The organism is Nocardia rhamnosiphila NBRC 108938 (assembly GCF_000720425.1).
Taxonomy (GTDB): Bacteria; Actinomycetota; Actinomycetes; order Mycobacteriales; family Mycobacteriaceae; genus Nocardia; species Nocardia rhamnosiphila.
The window spans coordinates 193,191-210,808 of record NZ_JOAJ01000002.1 but is presented as its reverse complement, the minus strand read 5'-3'; the positions used below and the strand labels follow the sequence as shown (position 1 = coordinate 210,808).

The window sequence follows — 17,618 nt, the reverse complement described above, 5'->3', positions numbered from 1 at the left end:
CCGGGTGCGGTGGCGCCGGTGGCGCCACCGCACCCGGCCGCATACGATCCGGCGATGCCGATAACCCGTGCAGACCTGACCGGTTACATCGAGCGGGATCTCGACGCCGACCTGACGCGTTGGTTCCCCGAACGGCCGCGCGTCGAGATCCCCCGATCCGCGGTCCGGCCGGTCGAGCCGTTCCTGGAACGGCTCGACCCCACCGCCGCCGCCGCGCTCGCCGGATTCGATCGCCGGGTGCGGTCCGGAACCATGCCGCAGTTCCTCGATATCTACGACTGGTCCTACGGGTTCGGTTTCGCTGCCAACCAGTGCGGACTGTTGGACAGCGATTACCGCACCGAACTCACCGACGACGACGTGTACACCCTCGGCGCCGACGGTGGCGGCAACCTGTACACGCTGCTCACCAGCGGGCAGGTGGCGATCTGGTTCCACGAGGAGGAGGTTCTCGAAGGCGGCACCCGCTTCGATGATCTGGACACCTTCGTGTGGTCGCAGGTGCGCTATCAGGCGGTGCGGGCGGGAGAACTCGATCCGGGTCCGGTCGCGGACGACTTCCGTGCGCTCGGGCAGGACGGCGCACTCGCCCCCGAGATCGGGCTGCTGGCCTCGCTGCGGCCGCTGCGTGGCCCCTCGTGATCGACGAACCCGGCCGGTGACCCGGCCCGTCGCACCCGGGTCAGGGGTCGGGGGATTGCAGCAACTGCAACGTCCGTTTGGCGGCAACACTGAAGCGGCCCATACTGACCGAGGTCCGGCTGGTCACGACGAGCAACAGGGTGGTGCTGATCGGGAATACGCCGACGCAGCCCTGTTCTGCCTCGAAAATGGAACCTTGTAGCCGGCCGTGGGATACCAGCTGGGTGAAATGGTCGCCGATTCCCGCACCGGCCGCGGCCATCGCCGAGGCGCGGTCCGCGAGGGTATCGGCGGCGTCGTCACCGGCCTCCTTGTTCGCGGCGATGAGGAGCCCGTCGCGGCTGGTCATGATGGCGTGCTCGATGCCGTCGATCTCGTCGCACGCCTGCTGCAACAGGCGGCCCACGATCGCGGGGTCGCTGAGCAGCACATCCCGGCGTCCGGGGCCGCTGTTCATAGTCTGATCGCTTGTTCGACGCGACGGAGCTGGTGGCGGGCGAGGGCCAGGTTGGCACGGGAGCGGTCCAGCGCCAGATAGAGGAAGAGCTGCTCTTCGGCGTTACGCGCCAGCGGCATGATGATGTGGTACTGGGCGTCGAGGGAAACGAGGATGTCCTGGACGGAGTCGTTCAATTGCAATGCCTCGATCGCACGCAGCTTCGCGCGCAGGACCTCGGTGTTCACCGCGCCGGCGATATCGAGATCGAAAACGGAACTGCCGCCCTGTTTCGCCAGCAGCATTCCGCTGCCCGCATCGACGAGTGCGATACCGATCGCACCGTCCACGGACATTCCCTCACGTAGTGCGTCGTCCAGATTCATGTGGAAACTCCTGGACCGGCGGAGCATTCTCGTCTCGAATCTCCGCGGCCTTCTGCATCGATAGGACGCCTTTCGGACACGTTGCCGAATAATGGGTGACGGATCGCCGAACAGCGACGCGTGGTGAAAGGCTCCTGGTACCAACTGGGTTCGTGCCGCCGAGTGCATGTGACCGTCCTCGTCGGCAGCAACAGCCTAGCAACGAAGAGGACCGCAATCTAGATCAACTTTTGAGCTTTCTCGCCACGTTGTGCACTCGAGATGGTCTGTGCGGCAGGTGTTGTGACCAGCCGTCCCGAATCACTGTTGTACCGAGTCCTCTCCGGGAGTCGCACAGTAATATTCCCGCCGGGTGCGGGCGAATTCGACGCGAACCGTCCAGTCTTCTAATTGGTGCGTGTTCGGAGTCGGCGGTGATGGATTTCGCGAAATGTGTTTTCCACGGACCCGTCGCACCCACCGACCCGGTGGACCGGCGGGTTCGGCGCCCGGGATTACAGCACTGCCTTGAAAACCAAAGTGATGACCGCGGCCACCACGGCGAGACCCACCGAGATCGCGCCCCAGGCCGGTCCGGTGCGCGCCCAGGGCCGGCCCGCGTCCACCGACAGCCGGCCGGGGCCGGTGAACGCGACCGCTGCCGCGACCACCGCGAAGAGCAGGCCCATCTCGTAGCCGCCGAGCAGTCCCTTGCCGAATCCGGTGTCGACGATGACGATTCCGGTGCCCAGTACCATTGCCGCCCCCAGGGGAGTGAACGCTCCGCAGGCAAGCAGCAGCCCACCGGTGAGTTCGCTGAGTCCGGCCAGGGTGCCGAAGAGGGTGCCGGGGTTGAAGCCCATCTGCTCGAACCCGGCATTGTTGGCCGCGAGTCCCTCGCCGCCGAACCAGCCGAACAGCTTCTGTGCGCCGTGGGCGGCGAACAGCAGCCCGAAGGCCAGCCGCAGGATCAGCAGGCCGATGTCGATGGAGAGGTCGTGGTCTCTGCTGGAAGCGCTTTCGGCGCGGTCGAGTGTCTGGCCGACGGTCATCGGGAACCCCCTGGTTTCATCTGGATGGTCTGCCGCGGCGTTCGGCAGACCAAGATCGTTCCCCGTGAAGGTTACCCTAACCTTACTTGCTGTGGTGTTCTCCGCGGCGTTTCCGCCCGCCCCCCGGCGCCGGCTCGACCCGGCCGGGTGGTCGTCGCGGTGCCCGCCGGTCCGGCCGGGCCGTGGGCCGCCGGCCGGCGAGTACGCTGGTCGGCACGGTGCTCCGCCGACAAGAGGAGTGCGTGACCATGGAGTGGCTACTGATCGCGGTGGCGGTCGTGCTGGTGGCGTCGATCCTGGTGTGGCGGTCCCGGCGGAACAGTCTGCGCGCGGCGACCGAATTGGCCGATGCGCTCGCCGAGGCGCGCCAGGTCAACGAGCGCCTCGGCGGTCAGATCTACCACCTGTCCGGTAGCAACCCGGCCGCGCGGCAAGCGCTGGCCGACGCCGCGGAACGCCACACCGCGGCGGGCTCGCAGGTCGACCAGGCCAGGACCCCGGTCTAGGCCCGGCTGGCGAGACAGACCGCGCTCGAGGGGCTCTACTACATCCGGGCCGCCCGGATCGCCATGGAAATGGATCCCGGCCCCGCCGTACCCGAGTTGCCGGGGCAGGCCGGCGCGGGTGAGGTCAGCGAAGACCGGGTGATCGACTTCGACAACCGCCGGATCGCCGCGTCCCCGCGCCCTTCGGCCGGGACGCCGAACTACTACCCGGGCGGGCGCGTCGCGGGCCGGCCGGTCCCGGCCGGCTGGTATTCCGAGCCCTGGTGGAAACCGGCCATGATCGCCGGTGTCTGGGGAGTGGGCTCGGCCCTGCTGTTCACCTCACTGTTCTCCGGGATGGCCGGCGTGGGTTACGGCGCCGAAGGTTTCGAACAGGGCTTCGGGGAGGGCTATGCGGACGGACTCGCCGCCGGAGAACAGGATTACGGCGGACCGGGCGGCGACGCCGGCGGCCAGGACGATTGGGGCGGCGACGGGGGTGGCTTCGACGGCGGCGGCTTCGACGGCGGTGGTTTCGACTTCTGACAGGTCCGTGCCTGTCCGCGGCCGCGGGGTCGAGTACCTCTGGGTCGGCCGGGCTCCGCGCCGGAAATGTTCGGCCGTGGTGTCCACGAGTTCACCGACCATTTCCGGCCGCTGCCGTTGACGATCGAGGCAACGCGCGCGGTGGCGCGCCGGCTGTGGAAGATCTCCTATGCCGCCGTGGGTCGCGCCGACGGTTCCGGCGGACGCGGAGCGCGGTCGGACGACCTCATGATTCGCCGTCGCGCGCTGACGCCGGCCTCGGGTGCGTGCCGGATCCGCTGTTCGCCGCTTCGGTGTAGCGGCGGGCCAGGCGGGCGAACGCGGCGGTGAGTTCGGGTGGGCCCAGGACTTCCATATCGGCGTCGAACGTGCCGAGGGCACTGGCGAGTGCCGTCCACGACCACGAGCCGACGGCGACCCGGCATCGGTCGGGGCTCAGCGCCTCCACCACTCCGTCGTGGATGAACGGTGCCACGTCGGCCGCGGCGAGGTGCAGGATCACCTCGCCGCGGCAGGGCCAGTCGCCGGTCGCGTCCGTGCCGCGGAATCTGCTGGTCAGAAATGTGGTGACATCACCTGTCGGGAGCGCGCGGGGAGCGAAGCGCGGGCCGGTGGGGGTGCGCGGGTGGATCCGGTCGGCACGGAAGGTTCGCCAGTCGGCGCGGTCGAGGTCCCAGGCGACGAGGTACCAGCGTCCACCCCAGGTGACGAGATGGTGGGGCTCTACCCGGCGGGGCGGGGTCGGGGCCCGGTCGTCACCTGTCCGCGGTGCGGTGGCCGCGTAGTCGAAGCGCAGTACTTCGCCGTGGTGGACGGCGGCGCCCAGGACGGTGAGAACGCCGGTGCGCACCTCCGGCGCGGGCCGGCCCGCCGGTGGTGCGACGGTGGTGATCCGGAGGGTGTCGATGCGGTGGCGTAGGTGCGCGGGCAACACCTGGCGGATCGTGTTCAGCGCGCGCGCCGCGGATTCCTGGATACCGGCGCCCGCGGTGGTGGCGAGCTGCAGTGCGACGGTGAGGGCGACGGCCTGCTCGTCGTCGAACAGCAGCGGCGGGAGCCGGCTGCCGGCGCCGAGCCGGTATCCGCCGTCCGGGCCCTTGGTGGTGACGATGGGATAGCCCAGCCCGCGCAGACGGTCGACATCGCGGCGTACGGTCCGGGCACTGACCTCCAGCCGTTCGGCCAGCAGCGTTCCCGGCCAGTCCCGGCGTGCCTGCAACAGGGACAGCAGGGCCAGCAGCCGGGCGGACGTTTTCGGCATTTCTTCATTCTGTCCGAAGTAGAGGACACATCCTGTCCACTACCCCTGCGAATGTTGCTCCGGTAAGCCACCGAGCCGAATCAGGAGCAACCGTGTCCCTCACCACCACCACCCACCTGAACTTCCGCGGCGACGCCCGCGCGGCGCTGGAGTTCTACCAGTCGGTGTTCGGCGGTCACTTCGCCGCCGTGACCCACAAAGACGCCGGCAGCGTTACCTCGGAGTCCGAGGCCGAACAGATCTCCTGGGGCCAGGTGCAGGCCGATAACGGGTTCCACGTGATGGCCTACGACGTTCCCTCGTCGATCGCCCACAACCCGGGCAAGAACGCGTTCTTCGTCTCGGTGCGCGGCGAGACCGTCGACGAGGTGACCGGGTACTGGGAAAAGCTCACCGCGGGCGCGACAGTCGTCGTCCCGCTGGGCCCGGCGGGCTGGGCACCCGCCTACGGGATGCTGCAGGACCGTTTCGGAGTCGTCTGGGTCCTCGACGTCATCAGCGAATACAACGGCTGACCCGGTGGGCCGCCGGGGCCTCTGCGCCGGTGGCCCACCGCCGTCCGCCATGCCCGGGAATCGACACCGACAGGACACCACCACGATGAGAACCCGCCCCCTCGGTCGCACCGGAATACAGGTCGGCCCCTACTGCCTCGGCACCATGATGTTCGGTCCCCAGCTCGACGATCTCTTGGCCGGTGCCGCGGTCACCCTCGACGACGAGGTGCTCGACCGGATAGATCGGATCGTCGCGCCCGGTACGGATCTCGGCCCGCTCGATGTGGCCTACGTGCCACCCGCCGTCGAACTCCCCGCGCTACGGCGGCGTCCGGCAGCCGAGCGTGCGGCGGCCTGACCCGATGACCGTCCTCTCCGCCCGCGCACTCAACCGGGCCGCCCTCGCCCGTCAGTTCCTGCTGGACCGTGCCGATCTACCGGTATCCGATGCTGTCGCGCATCTGTGCGGCTTGCAGGCCCAGGAACCGCAGGAACCATTCGTCGGGCTGTGGTCGCGGCTACGGGCATTCGATCCGGCGCACCTCGACGAGCTGCTCACGACACGGCGGGTGGTGCGCACCCAGCTCATGCGCCGCACCGTCCATCTGGTCACCGCCGCCGACGCGCTGGCGTGGCGGGCCCGCCACGACGCCATGCTGCGCCAGAAGGTGATCGGGGTCTACCGCCGCGAGCTCACCGGAGTCGACCTCGACGAACTGGCGACGGCGGCCGGGCAACTACTGTCCGACGGACGATCCCGCACAATGCCCGAACTCGGCCGGGAGCTCGCCGTGCGCTGGCCGGCCGCCGGGCCGCGGCCACTCGGCGAACTGGTGATCGCCGCACTCGTCCCGACGGTGCAGCTGCCGCCGCGCGGGTTGTGGCGCCGCACATCGGGCGCACGCACCGTGCCCCTCGCCGCCTGGCTGGGGCGCGAGGTCGACCCGCCCGCACCGGACGGCACCGATCCGGTCGGAAAAGCGCTGGTGCGGCGCTATCTCGCCGCGTTCGGGCCCGCCTCGGTGGCCGATCTGCGCGCCTGGTGCGGCCTCGCCGGGCTTCCCGCCGCGGTGGCCGCGATCCGCGACGAACTGCTCACCTTCCGCGATGAGCGGGGCCGCGAACTCCTCGACCTCCCGGACGCACCACGCCCCGATCCGGACACTCCCGCCCCGGTGCGGTTCCTGCCCGCGTTCGACAACGCGATCCTCGGCTACCACGACCGCGGCCGGATCATCGATCATGCCCACCGCGGCCTCTCGGTCGCCGGTGAACGGGTCGTGCTGGTCGACGGCCGGGTCGCGGCGACCTGGACCTGCCGTGCCGACGCCCTGACCGTCACGCCGCTGCGCCGCCTCTCCCGAGCCGAACGCACCGCGGTCGCCGAACAAGGACGGGATCTGGCGTCGTTTCTCACCGACGACGAGAGCCACCCGGTGCGGGTGGCGGCATCCGGTGAGAGCGCCGAGAGCGGTGACACCCGGGGCGGTCACCGTCCGCCCGGTCCCGCCGGCGCGAGCTGAAAGCGGCCGCCCGACAGGCCGCCCGGCCTCGCGACACAGTGGACCGGATTCCCGCCGCAGTAACGTGGAGCCGCTCCCGGCCGAAGCTCTCTCCGAAAGGAGTCCTCATGAAACAGAAGATCCTTACCGCCGCACGCGTTGCGGCCGCCGGTGTTTCGGGCCTGGCCTTCGTCGCGGTCGTCGGTTCCGGCACCGCGGCGGCGGCACCGCAGGATTGCGTCGTCGAACGAGACCTGTTCGGCGCGTCGGCGACCTGCGGTCCGGACGGAGGCAGCAACTACGTCCTGCACGTCGATTGTGTCGGCCTCTACGCCAGCGGTCCGTTCCCGCTGTACGCCGTCGGCCCCTACGCGGCGATCGGCTATCCCTTCACGCCGGCGGGCCGGCGCATCACCACGGGCTGTACCGGGATGGGTCCCGGTGTCGTCGCGGTGGCGACCAACGCCTATGTCGAGGTCTATCGCGGCTAGCGGAGGGGCCGGTCCCGCGTCGCGGCGGGACCGTGCTGTGCGGAATCCTGTGTGCGGGAAGGCCGATGGGGTGACACGACCGCCGCTGTGTACCAAGCTTGAAGGGTTTGGATCATGCGGGAGGAGAGCGTCATGGCTTCTCGATACACATCGGCACTCGAGCAGAGAATCGCGGATATGCGCGCGCAACGGGATACTCGGGTGCGCGCGAACAGGCCCTGGTCGCTACAGGAACTGTTCAGCACACCCGACTGCGATATCGCAGAGTACAGCAGGGAGTTCAGGCCGAGTCGATTCGGCGCGCGATCCTGCGCGGAGGTGGAGGAATATTGCCGCGCCCAGGGCATCTGGCTGGAGCCGGGCGGCGCGCACTACAACAGTATGACGCCGTATCTACATCCCGGCCCCATCAGTGCGGACCGGCTGACCACCATCGGCCTGTTCAACGCGATCCTGTTCTGGCTCAACGACACTGTGGGCCGGGAGAAGTTCGGGCATCTGTCCAGAGGTGAACAACACCGGGCGCGCACCGAACTCGACCGGCTGTGCCGCCTGCTCGAAACACGAACCGCGCCGGAGGACGCCGCGCCGATCGAAATGGCGACGGTCGAGTTCCTCTCCCGGCTGCACACTCAGAACGCGGATCCGCGGTGGCTCGATCTGTTCCTGGAGTCGACCGTCGAGCATCTGCGCACCGCGATCCGGGACCAGAACGCCCGGTCCCGCCGTGACCTGCTGACCACGGACGAATACATCGATCTCCGGGCCCAGGTGTCGGGCATGTTCCCGGCCATCGCCCTGTGCGAATTCGGGCGGGACAGCTACCTGGACCGGGAGCGATTGGCCGCCGCGGGGCTCGCGGAGGATGTGCGCCGATTACGGGTGGTGACGGCGGAGATCGGTGCTCTGATGAACGATATGTTCTCCTTCGAGAAGGAGTGCATAGTCGACCGCTCCGATTTCAATCTGATACCGGTGTGCTTCCTGAACGACCCGCAGGCGACGCTGGCCGATGCCGTGCACGCCGCCGCCGGCGTGGTCCGCGACCGGCTCACCGAATTCCGCGGGTTGCACGCCGCGCTCACGGCGCGCTGCGCCGAACCCGGTATCGACAGCGGCCTGGCGGGGCCGGTCCGGACCCATCTCGCCGACCTGGACGGCTGCGTCCAGGCCACCTGGGTGTGGCAACTGATGACGACCCGGTACAAGGGTGTCGGCATATTTGCCGAGAACAACCTCCGGCCGAGTAGCAACGATGCGGCCTGATAGGGAAGGATGGCCTCAGTCGGGGTGGTGATGCCCGGCCGGGGTGACGTGTAGCTGCGGTGGTGTCGGGCAGTGGATGAACGAAGGGGTGTGATGGACGGGTCGGGGCACGATGAACTGGTCCGCTCGTGGTCTCGAGCGCTGCGGGCGCCCGGCGACTCCGCCCCGGCCGACCCGGCTGCCGACCAGTTCCTGCACTGGCTGGTCGACGATCTGGCGAAAGCCCTCACCTCGACCCGGTTCGACGCCACCGCGGGGGCCAGAGTCGGCGCGGCCCTGGCCACCGTGGAGGTGGGCGTCGACGATGTACCGGCCGTTTCGGCGCCGATCCTGTGGGGTCTCGTCGAGCCGGATGCCGGCCCCACCGCCGTGACGCGGATGTCGATACTCCTCACCAAATTGGGCGAGGGGTACGGAGCGCACCGGCAGCAGCGGTTCGCCGCCCACCACGCCGAACAGGTCGAGCCGACCCGGCAGTCGGACGCGCGGTACCGGGTGGTGTTCGAGAACGCGGCAGTGGCCATCGCCGTGGGCGACACCAACGGCGTTCTACTCGACGCCAACCAGAAACTCGCCGATATGATCGGCGTCCCGGTCGACGAACTCCGCGGTATCTCGGTCTACGAATTCGCCCACCCCGAGGACCGGGAGCGTATTCGTAGACTCGTCTACGAAAAGCTGGTGCCCAAACGCGGGGGCACGGTGAAACTGGAACAGCAGATCGGCCGCGTCGACGGCAGCTACGGGTGGGCCTCCTTCTCCATCACCTTCGTCGAGGGTGCGGCGGGCCACCCGAACTACCTGCTGGCGGTGGGCGAGGACGTCACCGAACAGCACCGCATGCGCCAGGAGCTACACCGCCAGGCCCGGCACGACCCACTGACCGGCCTACCCAACCGGCGTCAGTTGCTGGAGCGGCTCGACACCGTGATGAACGAGGCGGGGGGTCACGAACAGATCGGTTTGTGCTTCGTGGACCTGGATCGCTTCAAACACATCAACGACCGGTACGGCCACGGCACCGGTGACCGGGTGCTCACCGCTGTCGCCGACCGCCTGCACACGAGTGTGCAGGATATGGACTGCCTGGTGGCCCGGATCGGGGGAGACGAGTTCGTCGCGTTGGTGCCGCCGCCGGTCGACGCCTGGAAGATGGGCCGGGTGGCGGACAGCCTGCTGGGCGCCCTGACCGATCCGGTGACCACCAACAGTCACCGGGTGCAGGTTTCGGCCAGTATCGGGGCCGTGCTGACCACTGTGCAGAGCGGCCAGGCGGAAACCCTGATCGACGCCGCCGATACAGGTCTGTACCGCGCCAAGAACAACGGTAAGGCGCAATGGGTACTGCATATGCTCGCCGACGGCGTGGTCACCGAGGCCGAGCCCTACCTCGATCCGGATCAACTCAACCGGTACATCCCCACCGAGGACCTGCCGGATTCCGACTCCTGACCTGGGTCGCCGATCGTCGGGCCGCGTCGGACTCGTCGGGTTGCGGCCCGTCCGAGAAGCAGAGGAAGAACTCCAGCGCGCTCTCGACCTCGGACCATGGCACCCCGGTATGCCCGCCCGCGTCGGCGTGCAGAATGTCGTTGCGGAGCCAGGATCTAGCTTGTTCGCGAGGACGGCGTCACGACCGGCCGCGTGGACGCCGGTCTCCGGCGCCGGAATCCGCGCACCGCACGCCAGGCGATGAACAGTAACGCGCCCAGCACGATCGGTACCAGGATCGGCAGCACGATCGCCAGGGCGACCAGGACGAAGGCCAGCACATCCTCGACGACCGACACCACCGGGTTCGCGATGCCGCCCGTCGTGGCGGTACTGGCCGCGCGGACACCGGTCTGGGTCGCGCTGAAGGTGAGTGCGGTGGGTGCGCCGACAATGATTCCCGCGATCGCCGCGGTGGCCGGATCCGCCGCCTCGAACACCGACCCGGCGGCTATCGCTCCCGCGATCGGGCCGCTGACATTGCCGAGGAGCGACAAGGCGTTGTCGACGAACGGGACGAGATCGCCCAGGATCTCGGCGGCGGCCGCGACCGACAACGCGAGCAGCGCCCCGGTCGAGCCGATCCAGGCGAAGGACTCGTTGAGATCCAGGCCGAGCACACCGAAATGCGTGGCAGCGCTGAGTACCAGCAACGGCAGGAAAGCGCGGAACCCGCAGGCGGCCGCGAGTCCCAACCCCAGGAAGGCGGGAAGTACCCAGCTACTCATGATGGCGAGTGTAAGTGCCCGAGCGGGCGGGAATCCGCGGCTCTACAGTCGGATGGTGAGCGAGGAACGACTGCCGGGCGTGCGTTGCACGCGCGGGAGGGTTCCGATCGCCGCGCCCGTGGACGAATGTGGCTGGAGCCGCAGGCATCTGGATCGGCGTTTCGCCGACGGAATCGGGTCCGAGATCCCGCCTTCGCGTGCAATCGCCCACGCACCCGCAGGTTTCACCATGGCCACACCGCTCACCGTGCGACTCGCCGCCGCGGAGTAACGCGTCTGTCGCGGTGCCTCCTCCGGCCGCGGACCGGGCACACCGGGTAGCCCCCTCATCGAGCGACACGGTGTGCCCGGCATTTTGTGGCCGCGCTTCACGCCCGGGATCCGGCGCCGAGGGGCGCCTTTGGAACTCCGCACCACCGTGCGGACGCGCCGCAGACGGCCGCGGGATGCTCGCCGGCACTCATCCGACGGTATCCGCGCAGATCTGCAGTGCTTCGGAGAAGCGGGTGTCGACGAGCCGGTTGATATCGAGCGGCTCCGCGTATTCGAGTTCGCCACGGGTCATGGAGAATTCCTGGAACGTTTCGGCGAACTGCGCGGCCCCATCCATCCCGAACTCGGGATCGAAGGTGAGCGGGGCGGCGTTGCGGATCGTGTTCTCGTCGGTTTCCTGTGCCGCGGCCAGTAGTGCCACCGTCTCGGGGTTCTTGCGGTAGTCGCCGCTCAGGTACCGCTCGGTGACTTTCCGCAGCACCTGCAGGAATTTGACCGTGACCTCGGGCCGGTCGAGCAGTCCGGGGCCGGCGAGAATGGATGTACCGGTCACGCCGGGTTCGTATCCGGCCACGGGGACGAGTTCGGGGTGCTGGGCCGCCTGGACTTCGAGAGGCGCGGAGACCCACGCGAGGTCGACCGATCCGTTGATGAGCCCGGTCAGCGCGTCGGGCCCGACGAGCGGCGCGGTGAGGTTCACATCCTCGATCCCGAGCCCCACTGTCGACAGGGCATTGTCGAGGATCAGGCCGCTGATACCGCCACCGCCGGTCGGTGTACTGACCCGGGCGCCCCGCAGCGCCGCGAGATCCGGGTCGGTCGCGGATCCGACGAGGTCGGCGCGGGCCCAGTAACCGGCGACGGGTTGCCCCTGCGGGATCTCCTGTTGCAGGTCCATCGGTGCGATCCATTTGATGGCCACCCCGGAGTCGACGGTGTTGAAATGCGCGGCCGACAGCGAGGAGATCTGCGCGTCGAGTTCGCCGCGGGCGACCAGCGGGATGGCTTCGGCGCTTTTGAGCGGTTCGGTCGTCACTTCCAGGCCCGTGCCGGCGAACGCGTCGGTTTCCAGAGCGAGGAGCAGCGGTGCGAAAACCGCGAGCGGCGAGCTCATCGAGATGGTGATCTTTCCGGCGGTGTCCGGGGTCGGGCACATGGCGTCTGCCGGCGTGCTGTCACCGGCTGTGCTTCCGGTGGGGGTGGCACATCCGGCGAGGACGCCGCAGACCAGGACGGCGCCGGCGGCGCCGGTGAGCACACGGCGTAGAGCTCGCTTCTTCACCTCGGGACTCCTTCGAAACCACGTGCCGCGGGCGGCCGCCACGCTGATTTGCACCGGCGGAATTCGATTCCGCTGAAGGTAACAATGTGACGCCACTCACTCGATGTCAAGACCTCAGGGCGGAAAAATTCCACTGAGCATATTCGTATTCCACTGAACTGAATCTCTGTGTTAGCCTCCGCTGTGTGTTGAGAACCAGGACGTGGCAGTGACCGAGGTACGAGCGGCATTGTGGGACGGCCGGGCTTTCCGGCATATCGACGACCTCGAGGTACGCGCGCCGCAGCGCGGCGAGGTGGCGGTCGATATCGACACCGCGGGTCTGTGCCACAGCGATCTGAACCCCGTCGACGGCGTGATCGAGCAGCCGCTGCCGGTGGTTCTCGGCCATGAGGCCGTCGGAGTGGTGAGCGCCGTGGGGCCGGGTGCGTCGCTACCTCTCGGGGCTCGTGTCGTGCTGTCGGTCCTGCGTAGCTGCGGTGTGTGCCGGGCCTGCCGGGCCGGCCGGCCGACGGTGTGCCGGGTCTCGGGCACCCCGGCCGCCGCGCCGTTCACCTGGCGCGGCCGCCCGGTCCACCAATTCGTCCGCACCGGCGCCTTCGCGGCCCGCACGGTCGTCGCCGAACGCCAGGCGGTGCCGATTACGGCCCCGATCGACGCGCCGATCGCGGCCATGCTCGGGTGCGCCTCGGTGACCGGCTTCGGCGCCGTCGAGGAACGGGCGCGGGTGGCCCCGGGGGATCGGGTCCTGGTGACCGGAGCGGGTGGTATCGGATTGAACGCGGTCATCGCGGCCCGGGCCGCCGGCGCCGAGCGGATCCTGGTCGTCGACCGGAACCCGGCCAAGGAGGCGGTCGCACGGCGGTGCGGCGCCACCGACTTCGCGGTGATCGGCGACGCCGCAGAGATCAGGGACGCCGCCGCGGCCGTGGCGGCCGACGGCTTCGAGGCCGCCATCGAATGCGTCGGGCGGCCGGAGATCCTGGCGGCCGCGGTGGAATCGCTGGCATGGGGTGGCCGCTGTGTGATCGTCGGGCTTCCCGACGCCGCCGCGGTCGCCGGTATCCGGCCCCGGGCGCTGTTCCACGACAAGGCATTGCTGGGGTGCCGGATGGGCTCGGTGGACCCGGCCACCGCGCTGCCGCGGCTGGCCCGGCGGGTACACGAGGGCGAGATAGATCTCTCTCCGCTGGTCAGCAAGATTCTGCCATTGCGCGATCTCGGAGAACTGGTCGACGACCTGCAGGCGGGTGGACTCGACCGGGGATTCGTCGAGATGGAGGTGAGGGACGGCGATGAGTGATTCGAGTACCGGCGTTGTCGCCGCGCTGGTGGGTGGGGACGCGGTCACCACCGCCGGGACGTATACGATCGACAACCCGTATACGGAGGCGACCCTCGCCGAGATCGCCGATTGCGGTGTCGCGGAGGCGGACGCGGCGGTCGAGGCGGCCCGTGCGGCGCAGCCCGCGTGGGCGGCGGCACCGCTGGAACGACGGCGCGCGGTGCTCGATACCGCCGCCGAGACGCTCGAGCGGGAGCGTGATCTACTGGTCGACCTTGCGATCCGGGATACCGGTGCCCCCTGCGCGGTCGCCGCGGACCTCCAGGTGGACGCGGCCGTCGCCCGGTTGCGCGCGTGGGCGCGCCGCGACGAGCGGACGCTGGCCATGGCCGGCCCACCTCCGGCGGCCGGCCTGACGGGCAGTGTCCGGCGCATCCCGGTCGGCGTCGTCGCCTGTATCTCTCCGTACAATTTCCCGCTGCTCGCCATGATCGGCAAGGTGGCGCCCGCGCTGTTCGCGGGAAATGCCGTCGTGATGAAACCCGCCCCCCAAGACCCTCTTCTCGTGCATCGCCTGGCTCTTGCCCTGGCCGGCGCCCTGCGTGCGCAGGGCGCCCCTGCGGGAGCCGTGAATCTCGTGACCGGTGCTGATGCGCGGGCGGGTGCGGCACTGGTGGACAACCCGGATGTCGGGGCCGTCAGCTTCACCGGCAGTACCGCGGTGGGGGAACAGATCTATCGCTCCGCGGCGCCGAGTACGAAACGGCTGCTGCTCGAACTCGGCGGCAAGGGCGCCATGATCGTGCGCGCCGACGCGGATCTCGACGCGGTCGTGCGCAGCGCGACCCGGACCTGGACGGTCCAGGCGGGACAGGTCTGCCTGACCACGGCGCGGATCCTGGTGGACCACCGTGTCCACGACGAACTCGTGGCGCTCCTGACGAACCGGCTGACCGCGCTGCGCTACGGCGATCCGGCCGAACCCACCACCGATATCACCCCGCTGATCAGCGACCGGCAACGCCGGCACGTGGCGGGGCTGGTGGCCGCGGCGCGCGCCGAAGGATCCACAGTGGCACAGGCCCCGGGCGCCCCGGAACGGGGGTGGTTCCACCCCGCCACCCTGCTCACCGAATGCGCACCGCAGCACACCGCGATGCAGGAGGAAGCGTTCGGGCCGCTGCTCTGCGTGATGCGAACGGCCGACGACGAGGAGGCCGTCGCCGCGGCCAACGCCACCCGCTTCGGCCTGTCCAATTATGTCTTCACCCGCGACCGTCCGGCGGCCGAGCGGATCGCCGGACGGCTGCGCTCGGCCCAGGTCGGTATCAATACCGTCGCCCGCCACCCCGACCTGCCCTTCGGCGGGCTGGGAGCCAGCGGTCTCGGCCGCAGCGGCGGCGCCTACGCCCTCGATGTCTATACCGATTGCCAGGCGGTCGCCACCGCGGAAGGGACCGTCGAATGAACCAGGATGCGGAGTCGGAGGTCGTTGCCACAGTGGTCGGCGGTGTCCTCGTGCTGACCCTGAACCGGCCCGCGGCGAAGAACGCCGTGACCCGGGCGATGGCCGAGCGGATCGCGGCGGAACTGGACCGGTTGGACGCGAGTGCGGATCTCGCCGCCGCGGTACTGACCGGCGCCGGCGACAGCTTCTGCGCGGGAATGGACCTCAAGGGCTTCCTGCGCGGCGAACGTCCGAGCGTTCCCGGTCGCGGCTTCGGCGGACTGACCGAGGCGCCGCCGCGGAAACCGCTGATCGCGGCAGTGGAGGGCTGGGCCCTGGCCGGGGGTTTCGAACTCGTCCTCGCCTGCGACCTGGTGGTGGCGGCCGAGACCGCGAGATTCGGGATTCCGGAGGTCACCCGCGGACTCGTCGCCGCGGCGGGCGGACTGCTGCGGCTCCCCGACCGGCTGCCTGAGGTGATCGCCGCGGAGCTGGCGCTCACCGGGGAACCGATCGACGCGGCCCGCCTGTACGCGCTGGGGTTCGTGAACCGGCTCACCGAGGCCGGCGGCGCGCGGGACGCGGCGCTGGATCTCGCGGGCCGGATCGCGGCCAACGGGCCCCTCGCCGTGGCCACCAGCAAGCGGATTCTGGTGGAGTCGCGCGGCTGGCCGCACACCGAGCGGTTCGCGCGGCAGCGGCCCCATGTCGACGAGGTATTCGCCTCGGCGGACGCGCAGGAGGGTGCGCGGGCCTTCGCGGAGAAACGCGCACCGCGCTGGTCGGGCCGATGAGCTGGGCTACGGTCCGGGTGTGGAGCTCTATCAGCTGAGGTATTTCCTCGCGGTCCGCGACGGTGGTAGCACCATGGCCGCCGCGGCGCGCTTGGGCGTGGGGCAGTCGAGTGTCTCGACGGCCGTGCGCGGCCTCGAACGGGAGTTGGGCGCCCGGCTGTTCCATCGGGTCGGCCGGGGTATGGTCCCGACCCCGGCCGGGCATGCGCTGGTCGGCCCGGCCCGCCGGATCGTGCGCGAATGCGACCAGTCGATCGAGGTAGCGGCGGACCCGGGCCGGCGGGTGTCGGGACGGCTGGAGATCGCCGCACTCTCGACCGCGGTGAGCGGGCCCCTGGCCGAGTTGATCGCGCAGTGGCTCACCGATACCACGGGGGCCGGGGTGCACGTCCACGATCTCGCCCGGGAGGAAGAGGTCGTCGAGGCACTGACCGGCGGGTCCATCGAAATCGTCTGTACCCGCGTGCCGCTCGCGGTCGCCCCGGCCGGCGCCCTTCGGGTGCTGCCCCTGGGGCCCGGGGATCTGCACGTGGCCTTTCCGCCGGGCGCCGAGACCCCGCCGGACCGTGTCCTCGACCTCGCCGATCTCACCGCCGTTCCGATGGTGCTCGTTCCGCCCGGCCGCCGCTCCGACTTCGAGCGGGAGACGGCCCGGCAGCCGCTGGAGGTCGCCGCGGTGGTGGAGCAGCGCGAGGCGCGGACCTCGCTCATGCTCGGGGGAGTCGGCGCGACGATCGTCGGCCCGGCGCTCGCGCGGACCGCGCGCGCGGGCGGTGCGCACGTCCGGCGATTGGCCCCCCGGTTCCGTGAGGAGATGGGGCTGGTTTTCGACCCGGATCAGCTCAGCTCGGTCGCCCGGTCATTCATCGACACCGCGGTCGAATACGTCGGCCGCGGCGGCCAGCAGCGCCTCGCCCGCGGGTGAGAGGGCGCCCGGGCGCCACACCAGGCCCGGGGTCCGCCACAGCGGCGGTTCCAGCGGCCGCACGGCCGCACCCGGCAGCACCTGGCCGGCGCTGCGCCGGCCCATCACCGTCGACACCACGCCCGCCGCGACGACCTCCCAGAGCAACTGGCGGTGGGCGGTGCGTACCCGGGCGCGTGACGCCGTGGCCGCGAGCAGGGCCCCCAGTTCGGAGGAGGTGTCCAGATCCACCGTCGCCACCCCGAGGTCGAACGCGCCCAGGCTCTCGCGCGCGACGGATTCGCCGTCCCGGCCGTGCGCCGCGGTCACGAGGACGACTTCTTCGCGGGGTAGCGGGCGCACCGCCCAGCGGGGGTCTTCCAGGGGAAGATCGAGGACGCCGATCTCCGCGGTGTTGCGCTGGATACTGTCGAGCACGCTGGGTCCGGTACCGGCATTGCGCACATGGACCTCGAGGCCGGGATGCCGGCGTCGCAGCGCGGCCACGATCGGCGTGAGCGGATACACCGACAATGTCGATGCCGTGGTGACCACGAGCCGGCCGACGGACAGGTTCGTGACCCGGTGCACCCGCTCCCGGGCGTTGTCGAGTTCCGCGAGGACACGGCGGGCCACCTCGGCCATCTCCAGTCCGGCGGTTGTCGGGACCGCCGCCGGGCCGGACCGGTCGAGCAACCGTACCCCGGCCTCCGCTTCCAGCCGGCGGATCGTCTGTGACAGCGACGGCTGGCTGATGTACAGCGCCGCAGCGCCTTTGGTCACGCCGCCGTGTTCGACGACCGCCAGGAAATAGCGGAGCGACCGGAGATCCATACCGTCACGGTAACCCGCCATAGGTTTCGCCGATGGA

At 69.8% G+C, this 17,618-nt stretch carries 18 protein-coding genes and 1 pseudogene; 12 read left to right on the top strand and 7 right to left on the bottom strand.

The genetic code is table 11. The features are described from left to right. The first annotated feature begins 54 nt into the window (after positions 1 to 54). Positions 55 to 642, top strand: a complete 588-nt coding sequence (locus tag IG75_RS0109795) for a hypothetical protein (protein ID WP_030520879.1) — start codon at positions 55 to 57, stop codon at positions 640 to 642. A gap of 40 nt (positions 643 to 682) precedes the next feature. Here IG75_RS0109795 and IG75_RS37285 read toward each other — a convergent pair whose 3' ends face one another. From IG75_RS37285 to IG75_RS0109780, 3 genes are all read right to left on the bottom strand, one after another. Next, the gene (locus IG75_RS37285; protein ID WP_051714450.1) at positions 683 to 1,099 is read right to left on the bottom strand and encodes a roadblock/LC7 domain-containing protein; all 417 of its coding nucleotides are present in this window, start codon (positions 1,097 to 1,099) and stop codon (positions 683 to 685) included. Then, complete coding sequence (locus IG75_RS0109785) at positions 1,096 to 1,464, bottom strand: roadblock/LC7 domain-containing protein (protein WP_030520877.1); 369 nt, start codon at positions 1,462 to 1,464, stop codon at positions 1,096 to 1,098. Before IG75_RS0109785 ends, IG75_RS37285 begins: the two co-directional genes overlap by 4 nt. A 494-nt stretch (positions 1,465 to 1,958) precedes the next feature. After that, positions 1,959 to 2,495, bottom strand: coding sequence for a DoxX family protein (locus tag IG75_RS0109780; protein ID WP_030520876.1), 537 nt, complete (start codon positions 2,493 to 2,495; stop codon positions 1,959 to 1,961). A gap of 248 nt (positions 2,496 to 2,743) precedes the next feature. On the opposite strand from IG75_RS0109780, the pseudogene IG75_RS39555 reads away from it, so the two are divergent. Then, positions 2,744 to 3,526: pseudogene (locus IG75_RS39555) on the top strand (DUF1542 domain-containing protein). Between the two features lie 226 nt (positions 3,527 to 3,752). Here IG75_RS39555 and IG75_RS0109770 read toward each other — a convergent pair. Next, the gene (locus IG75_RS0109770; RefSeq protein ID WP_036513255.1) at positions 3,753 to 4,787 is read right to left on the bottom strand and encodes a helix-turn-helix transcriptional regulator; all 1,035 of its coding nucleotides are present in this window, start codon (positions 4,785 to 4,787) and stop codon (positions 3,753 to 3,755) included. A 92-nt stretch (positions 4,788 to 4,879) separates the two neighbouring features. On the opposite strand from IG75_RS0109770, the gene IG75_RS0109765 reads away from it, so the two are divergent. The 6 genes from IG75_RS0109765 to IG75_RS0109740 all read left to right on the top strand — a co-directional run bounded on the left by IG75_RS0109765 (position 4,880) and on the right by IG75_RS0109740 (position 9,995). After that, the gene (locus IG75_RS0109765; RefSeq protein ID WP_030520874.1) at positions 4,880 to 5,302 is read left to right on the top strand and encodes a VOC family protein; all 423 of its coding nucleotides are present in this window, start codon (positions 4,880 to 4,882) and stop codon (positions 5,300 to 5,302) included. 85 nt (positions 5,303 to 5,387) lie between these two features. Next, positions 5,388 to 5,642 carry a hypothetical protein gene (locus IG75_RS39015; protein ID WP_051714449.1) on the top strand — a complete coding sequence of 85 codons (255 nt, stop codon included), beginning with the start codon at positions 5,388 to 5,390 and terminating at the stop codon, positions 5,640 to 5,642. A gap of 4 nt (positions 5,643 to 5,646) precedes the next feature. Then, positions 5,647 to 6,807: a winged helix DNA-binding domain-containing protein gene (locus IG75_RS0109755; RefSeq protein WP_081876815.1), complete on the top strand. Its 1,161-nt coding sequence runs from the start codon at positions 5,647 to 5,649 to the stop codon at positions 6,805 to 6,807. 107 nt (positions 6,808 to 6,914) lie between these two features. After that, positions 6,915 to 7,277, top strand: a complete 363-nt coding sequence (locus tag IG75_RS0109750) for a hypothetical protein (protein WP_030520871.1) — start codon at positions 6,915 to 6,917, stop codon at positions 7,275 to 7,277. Between the two features lie 132 nt (positions 7,278 to 7,409). Continuing rightward, on the top strand, positions 7,410 to 8,543 hold the full coding sequence (locus tag IG75_RS0109745; RefSeq protein WP_051714508.1) for a terpene synthase family protein: 1,134 nt from the start codon (positions 7,410 to 7,412) through the stop codon (positions 8,541 to 8,543). Between the two features lie 72 nt (positions 8,544 to 8,615). Next, positions 8,616 to 9,995 carry a diguanylate cyclase domain-containing protein gene (locus IG75_RS0109740; protein WP_156058796.1) on the top strand — a complete coding sequence of 460 codons (1,380 nt, stop codon included), beginning with the start codon at positions 8,616 to 8,618 and terminating at the stop codon, positions 9,993 to 9,995. 155 nt (positions 9,996 to 10,150) lie between these two features. Here IG75_RS0109740 and IG75_RS0109735 read toward each other — a convergent pair whose 3' ends face one another. Both IG75_RS0109735 and IG75_RS0109725 read right to left on the bottom strand, forming a co-directional pair. Further along, the gene (locus IG75_RS0109735; RefSeq protein ID WP_036513252.1) at positions 10,151 to 10,762 is read right to left on the bottom strand and encodes a DUF4126 domain-containing protein; all 612 of its coding nucleotides are present in this window, start codon (positions 10,760 to 10,762) and stop codon (positions 10,151 to 10,153) included. A gap of 460 nt (positions 10,763 to 11,222) precedes the next feature. Beyond that, positions 11,223 to 12,317, bottom strand: coding sequence for an ABC transporter substrate-binding protein (locus IG75_RS0109725; protein ID WP_030520867.1), 1,095 nt, complete (start codon positions 12,315 to 12,317; stop codon positions 11,223 to 11,225). Between the two features lie 208 nt (positions 12,318 to 12,525). Here IG75_RS0109725 and IG75_RS0109720 point away from each other — a divergent pair, with 208 nt between their 5' ends. Genes IG75_RS0109720 through IG75_RS0109705 form a run of 4 tightly spaced genes read left to right on the top strand, consistent with a single transcriptional unit; the run spans position 12,526 to position 16,768 of the window. Beyond that, a complete protein-coding gene (locus IG75_RS0109720) occupies positions 12,526 to 13,620 on the top strand; it encodes an alcohol dehydrogenase catalytic domain-containing protein (RefSeq protein ID WP_030520866.1) in 1,095 nt (364 codons plus the stop codon). Continuing rightward, positions 13,613 to 15,070, top strand: a complete 1,458-nt coding sequence (locus IG75_RS0109715) for an aldehyde dehydrogenase family protein (RefSeq protein WP_030520865.1) — start codon at positions 13,613 to 13,615, stop codon at positions 15,068 to 15,070. Before IG75_RS0109720 ends, IG75_RS0109715 begins: the two co-directional genes overlap by 8 nt. Then, positions 15,067 to 15,843 carry a crotonase/enoyl-CoA hydratase family protein gene (locus tag IG75_RS0109710; RefSeq protein WP_030520864.1) on the top strand — a complete coding sequence of 259 codons (777 nt, stop codon included), beginning with the start codon at positions 15,067 to 15,069 and terminating at the stop codon, positions 15,841 to 15,843. Before IG75_RS0109715 ends, IG75_RS0109710 begins: the two co-directional genes overlap by 4 nt. Positions 15,844 to 15,862: 19 nt before the next feature. Beyond that, a complete protein-coding gene (locus tag IG75_RS0109705) occupies positions 15,863 to 16,768 on the top strand; it encodes a LysR family transcriptional regulator (RefSeq protein ID WP_051714448.1) in 906 nt (301 codons plus the stop codon). On the opposite strand, the gene IG75_RS0109700 is transcribed toward IG75_RS0109705, so the two are convergent. Beyond that, entirely contained in the window at positions 16,703 to 17,581 is an 879-nt protein-coding gene (locus tag IG75_RS0109700; protein WP_030520862.1) for a LysR family transcriptional regulator, read from the bottom strand. The two genes, IG75_RS0109705 and IG75_RS0109700, sit on opposite strands and share 66 nt — an antisense overlap. Between the last annotated feature and the right edge of the window lie 37 nt (positions 17,582 to 17,618).

Excerpts from the sequence above, each read along its gene's own strand:
- IG75_RS0109795 (WP_030520879.1), top strand. The coding sequence starts at position 55 with ATGCCGATAACCCGTGCAGACCTGACCGGTTACATCGAGCGGGATCTC.
- IG75_RS37285 (WP_051714450.1), bottom strand. The coding sequence starts at position 1,099 with ATGAACAGCGGCCCCGGACGCCGGGATGTGCTGCTCAGCGACCCCGCG.
- IG75_RS0109785 (WP_030520877.1), bottom strand. The coding sequence starts at position 1,464 with ATGAATCTGGACGACGCACTACGTGAGGGAATGTCCGTGGACGGTGCG.
- IG75_RS0109780 (WP_030520876.1), bottom strand. The coding sequence starts at position 2,495 with ATGACCGTCGGCCAGACACTCGACCGCGCCGAAAGCGCTTCCAGCAGA.
- IG75_RS0109770 (WP_036513255.1), bottom strand. The coding sequence starts at position 4,787 with ATGCCGAAAACGTCCGCCCGGCTGCTGGCCCTGCTGTCCCTGTTGCAG.
- IG75_RS39015 (WP_051714449.1), top strand. The coding sequence starts at position 5,388 with ATGAGAACCCGCCCCCTCGGTCGCACCGGAATACAGGTCGGCCCCTAC.
- IG75_RS0109755 (WP_081876815.1), top strand. The coding sequence starts at position 5,647 with ATGACCGTCCTCTCCGCCCGCGCACTCAACCGGGCCGCCCTCGCCCGT.
- IG75_RS0109750 (WP_030520871.1), top strand. The coding sequence starts at position 6,915 with ATGAAACAGAAGATCCTTACCGCCGCACGCGTTGCGGCCGCCGGTGTT.
- IG75_RS0109745 (WP_051714508.1), top strand. The coding sequence starts at position 7,410 with ATGGCTTCTCGATACACATCGGCACTCGAGCAGAGAATCGCGGATATG.
- IG75_RS0109735 (WP_036513252.1), bottom strand. The coding sequence starts at position 10,762 with ATGAGTAGCTGGGTACTTCCCGCCTTCCTGGGGTTGGGACTCGCGGCC.
- IG75_RS0109715 (WP_030520865.1), top strand. The coding sequence starts at position 13,613 with ATGAGTGATTCGAGTACCGGCGTTGTCGCCGCGCTGGTGGGTGGGGAC.
- IG75_RS0109710 (WP_030520864.1), top strand. The coding sequence starts at position 15,067 with ATGAACCAGGATGCGGAGTCGGAGGTCGTTGCCACAGTGGTCGGCGGT.
- IG75_RS0109700 (WP_030520862.1), bottom strand. The coding sequence starts at position 17,581 with ATGGATCTCCGGTCGCTCCGCTATTTCCTGGCGGTCGTCGAACACGGC.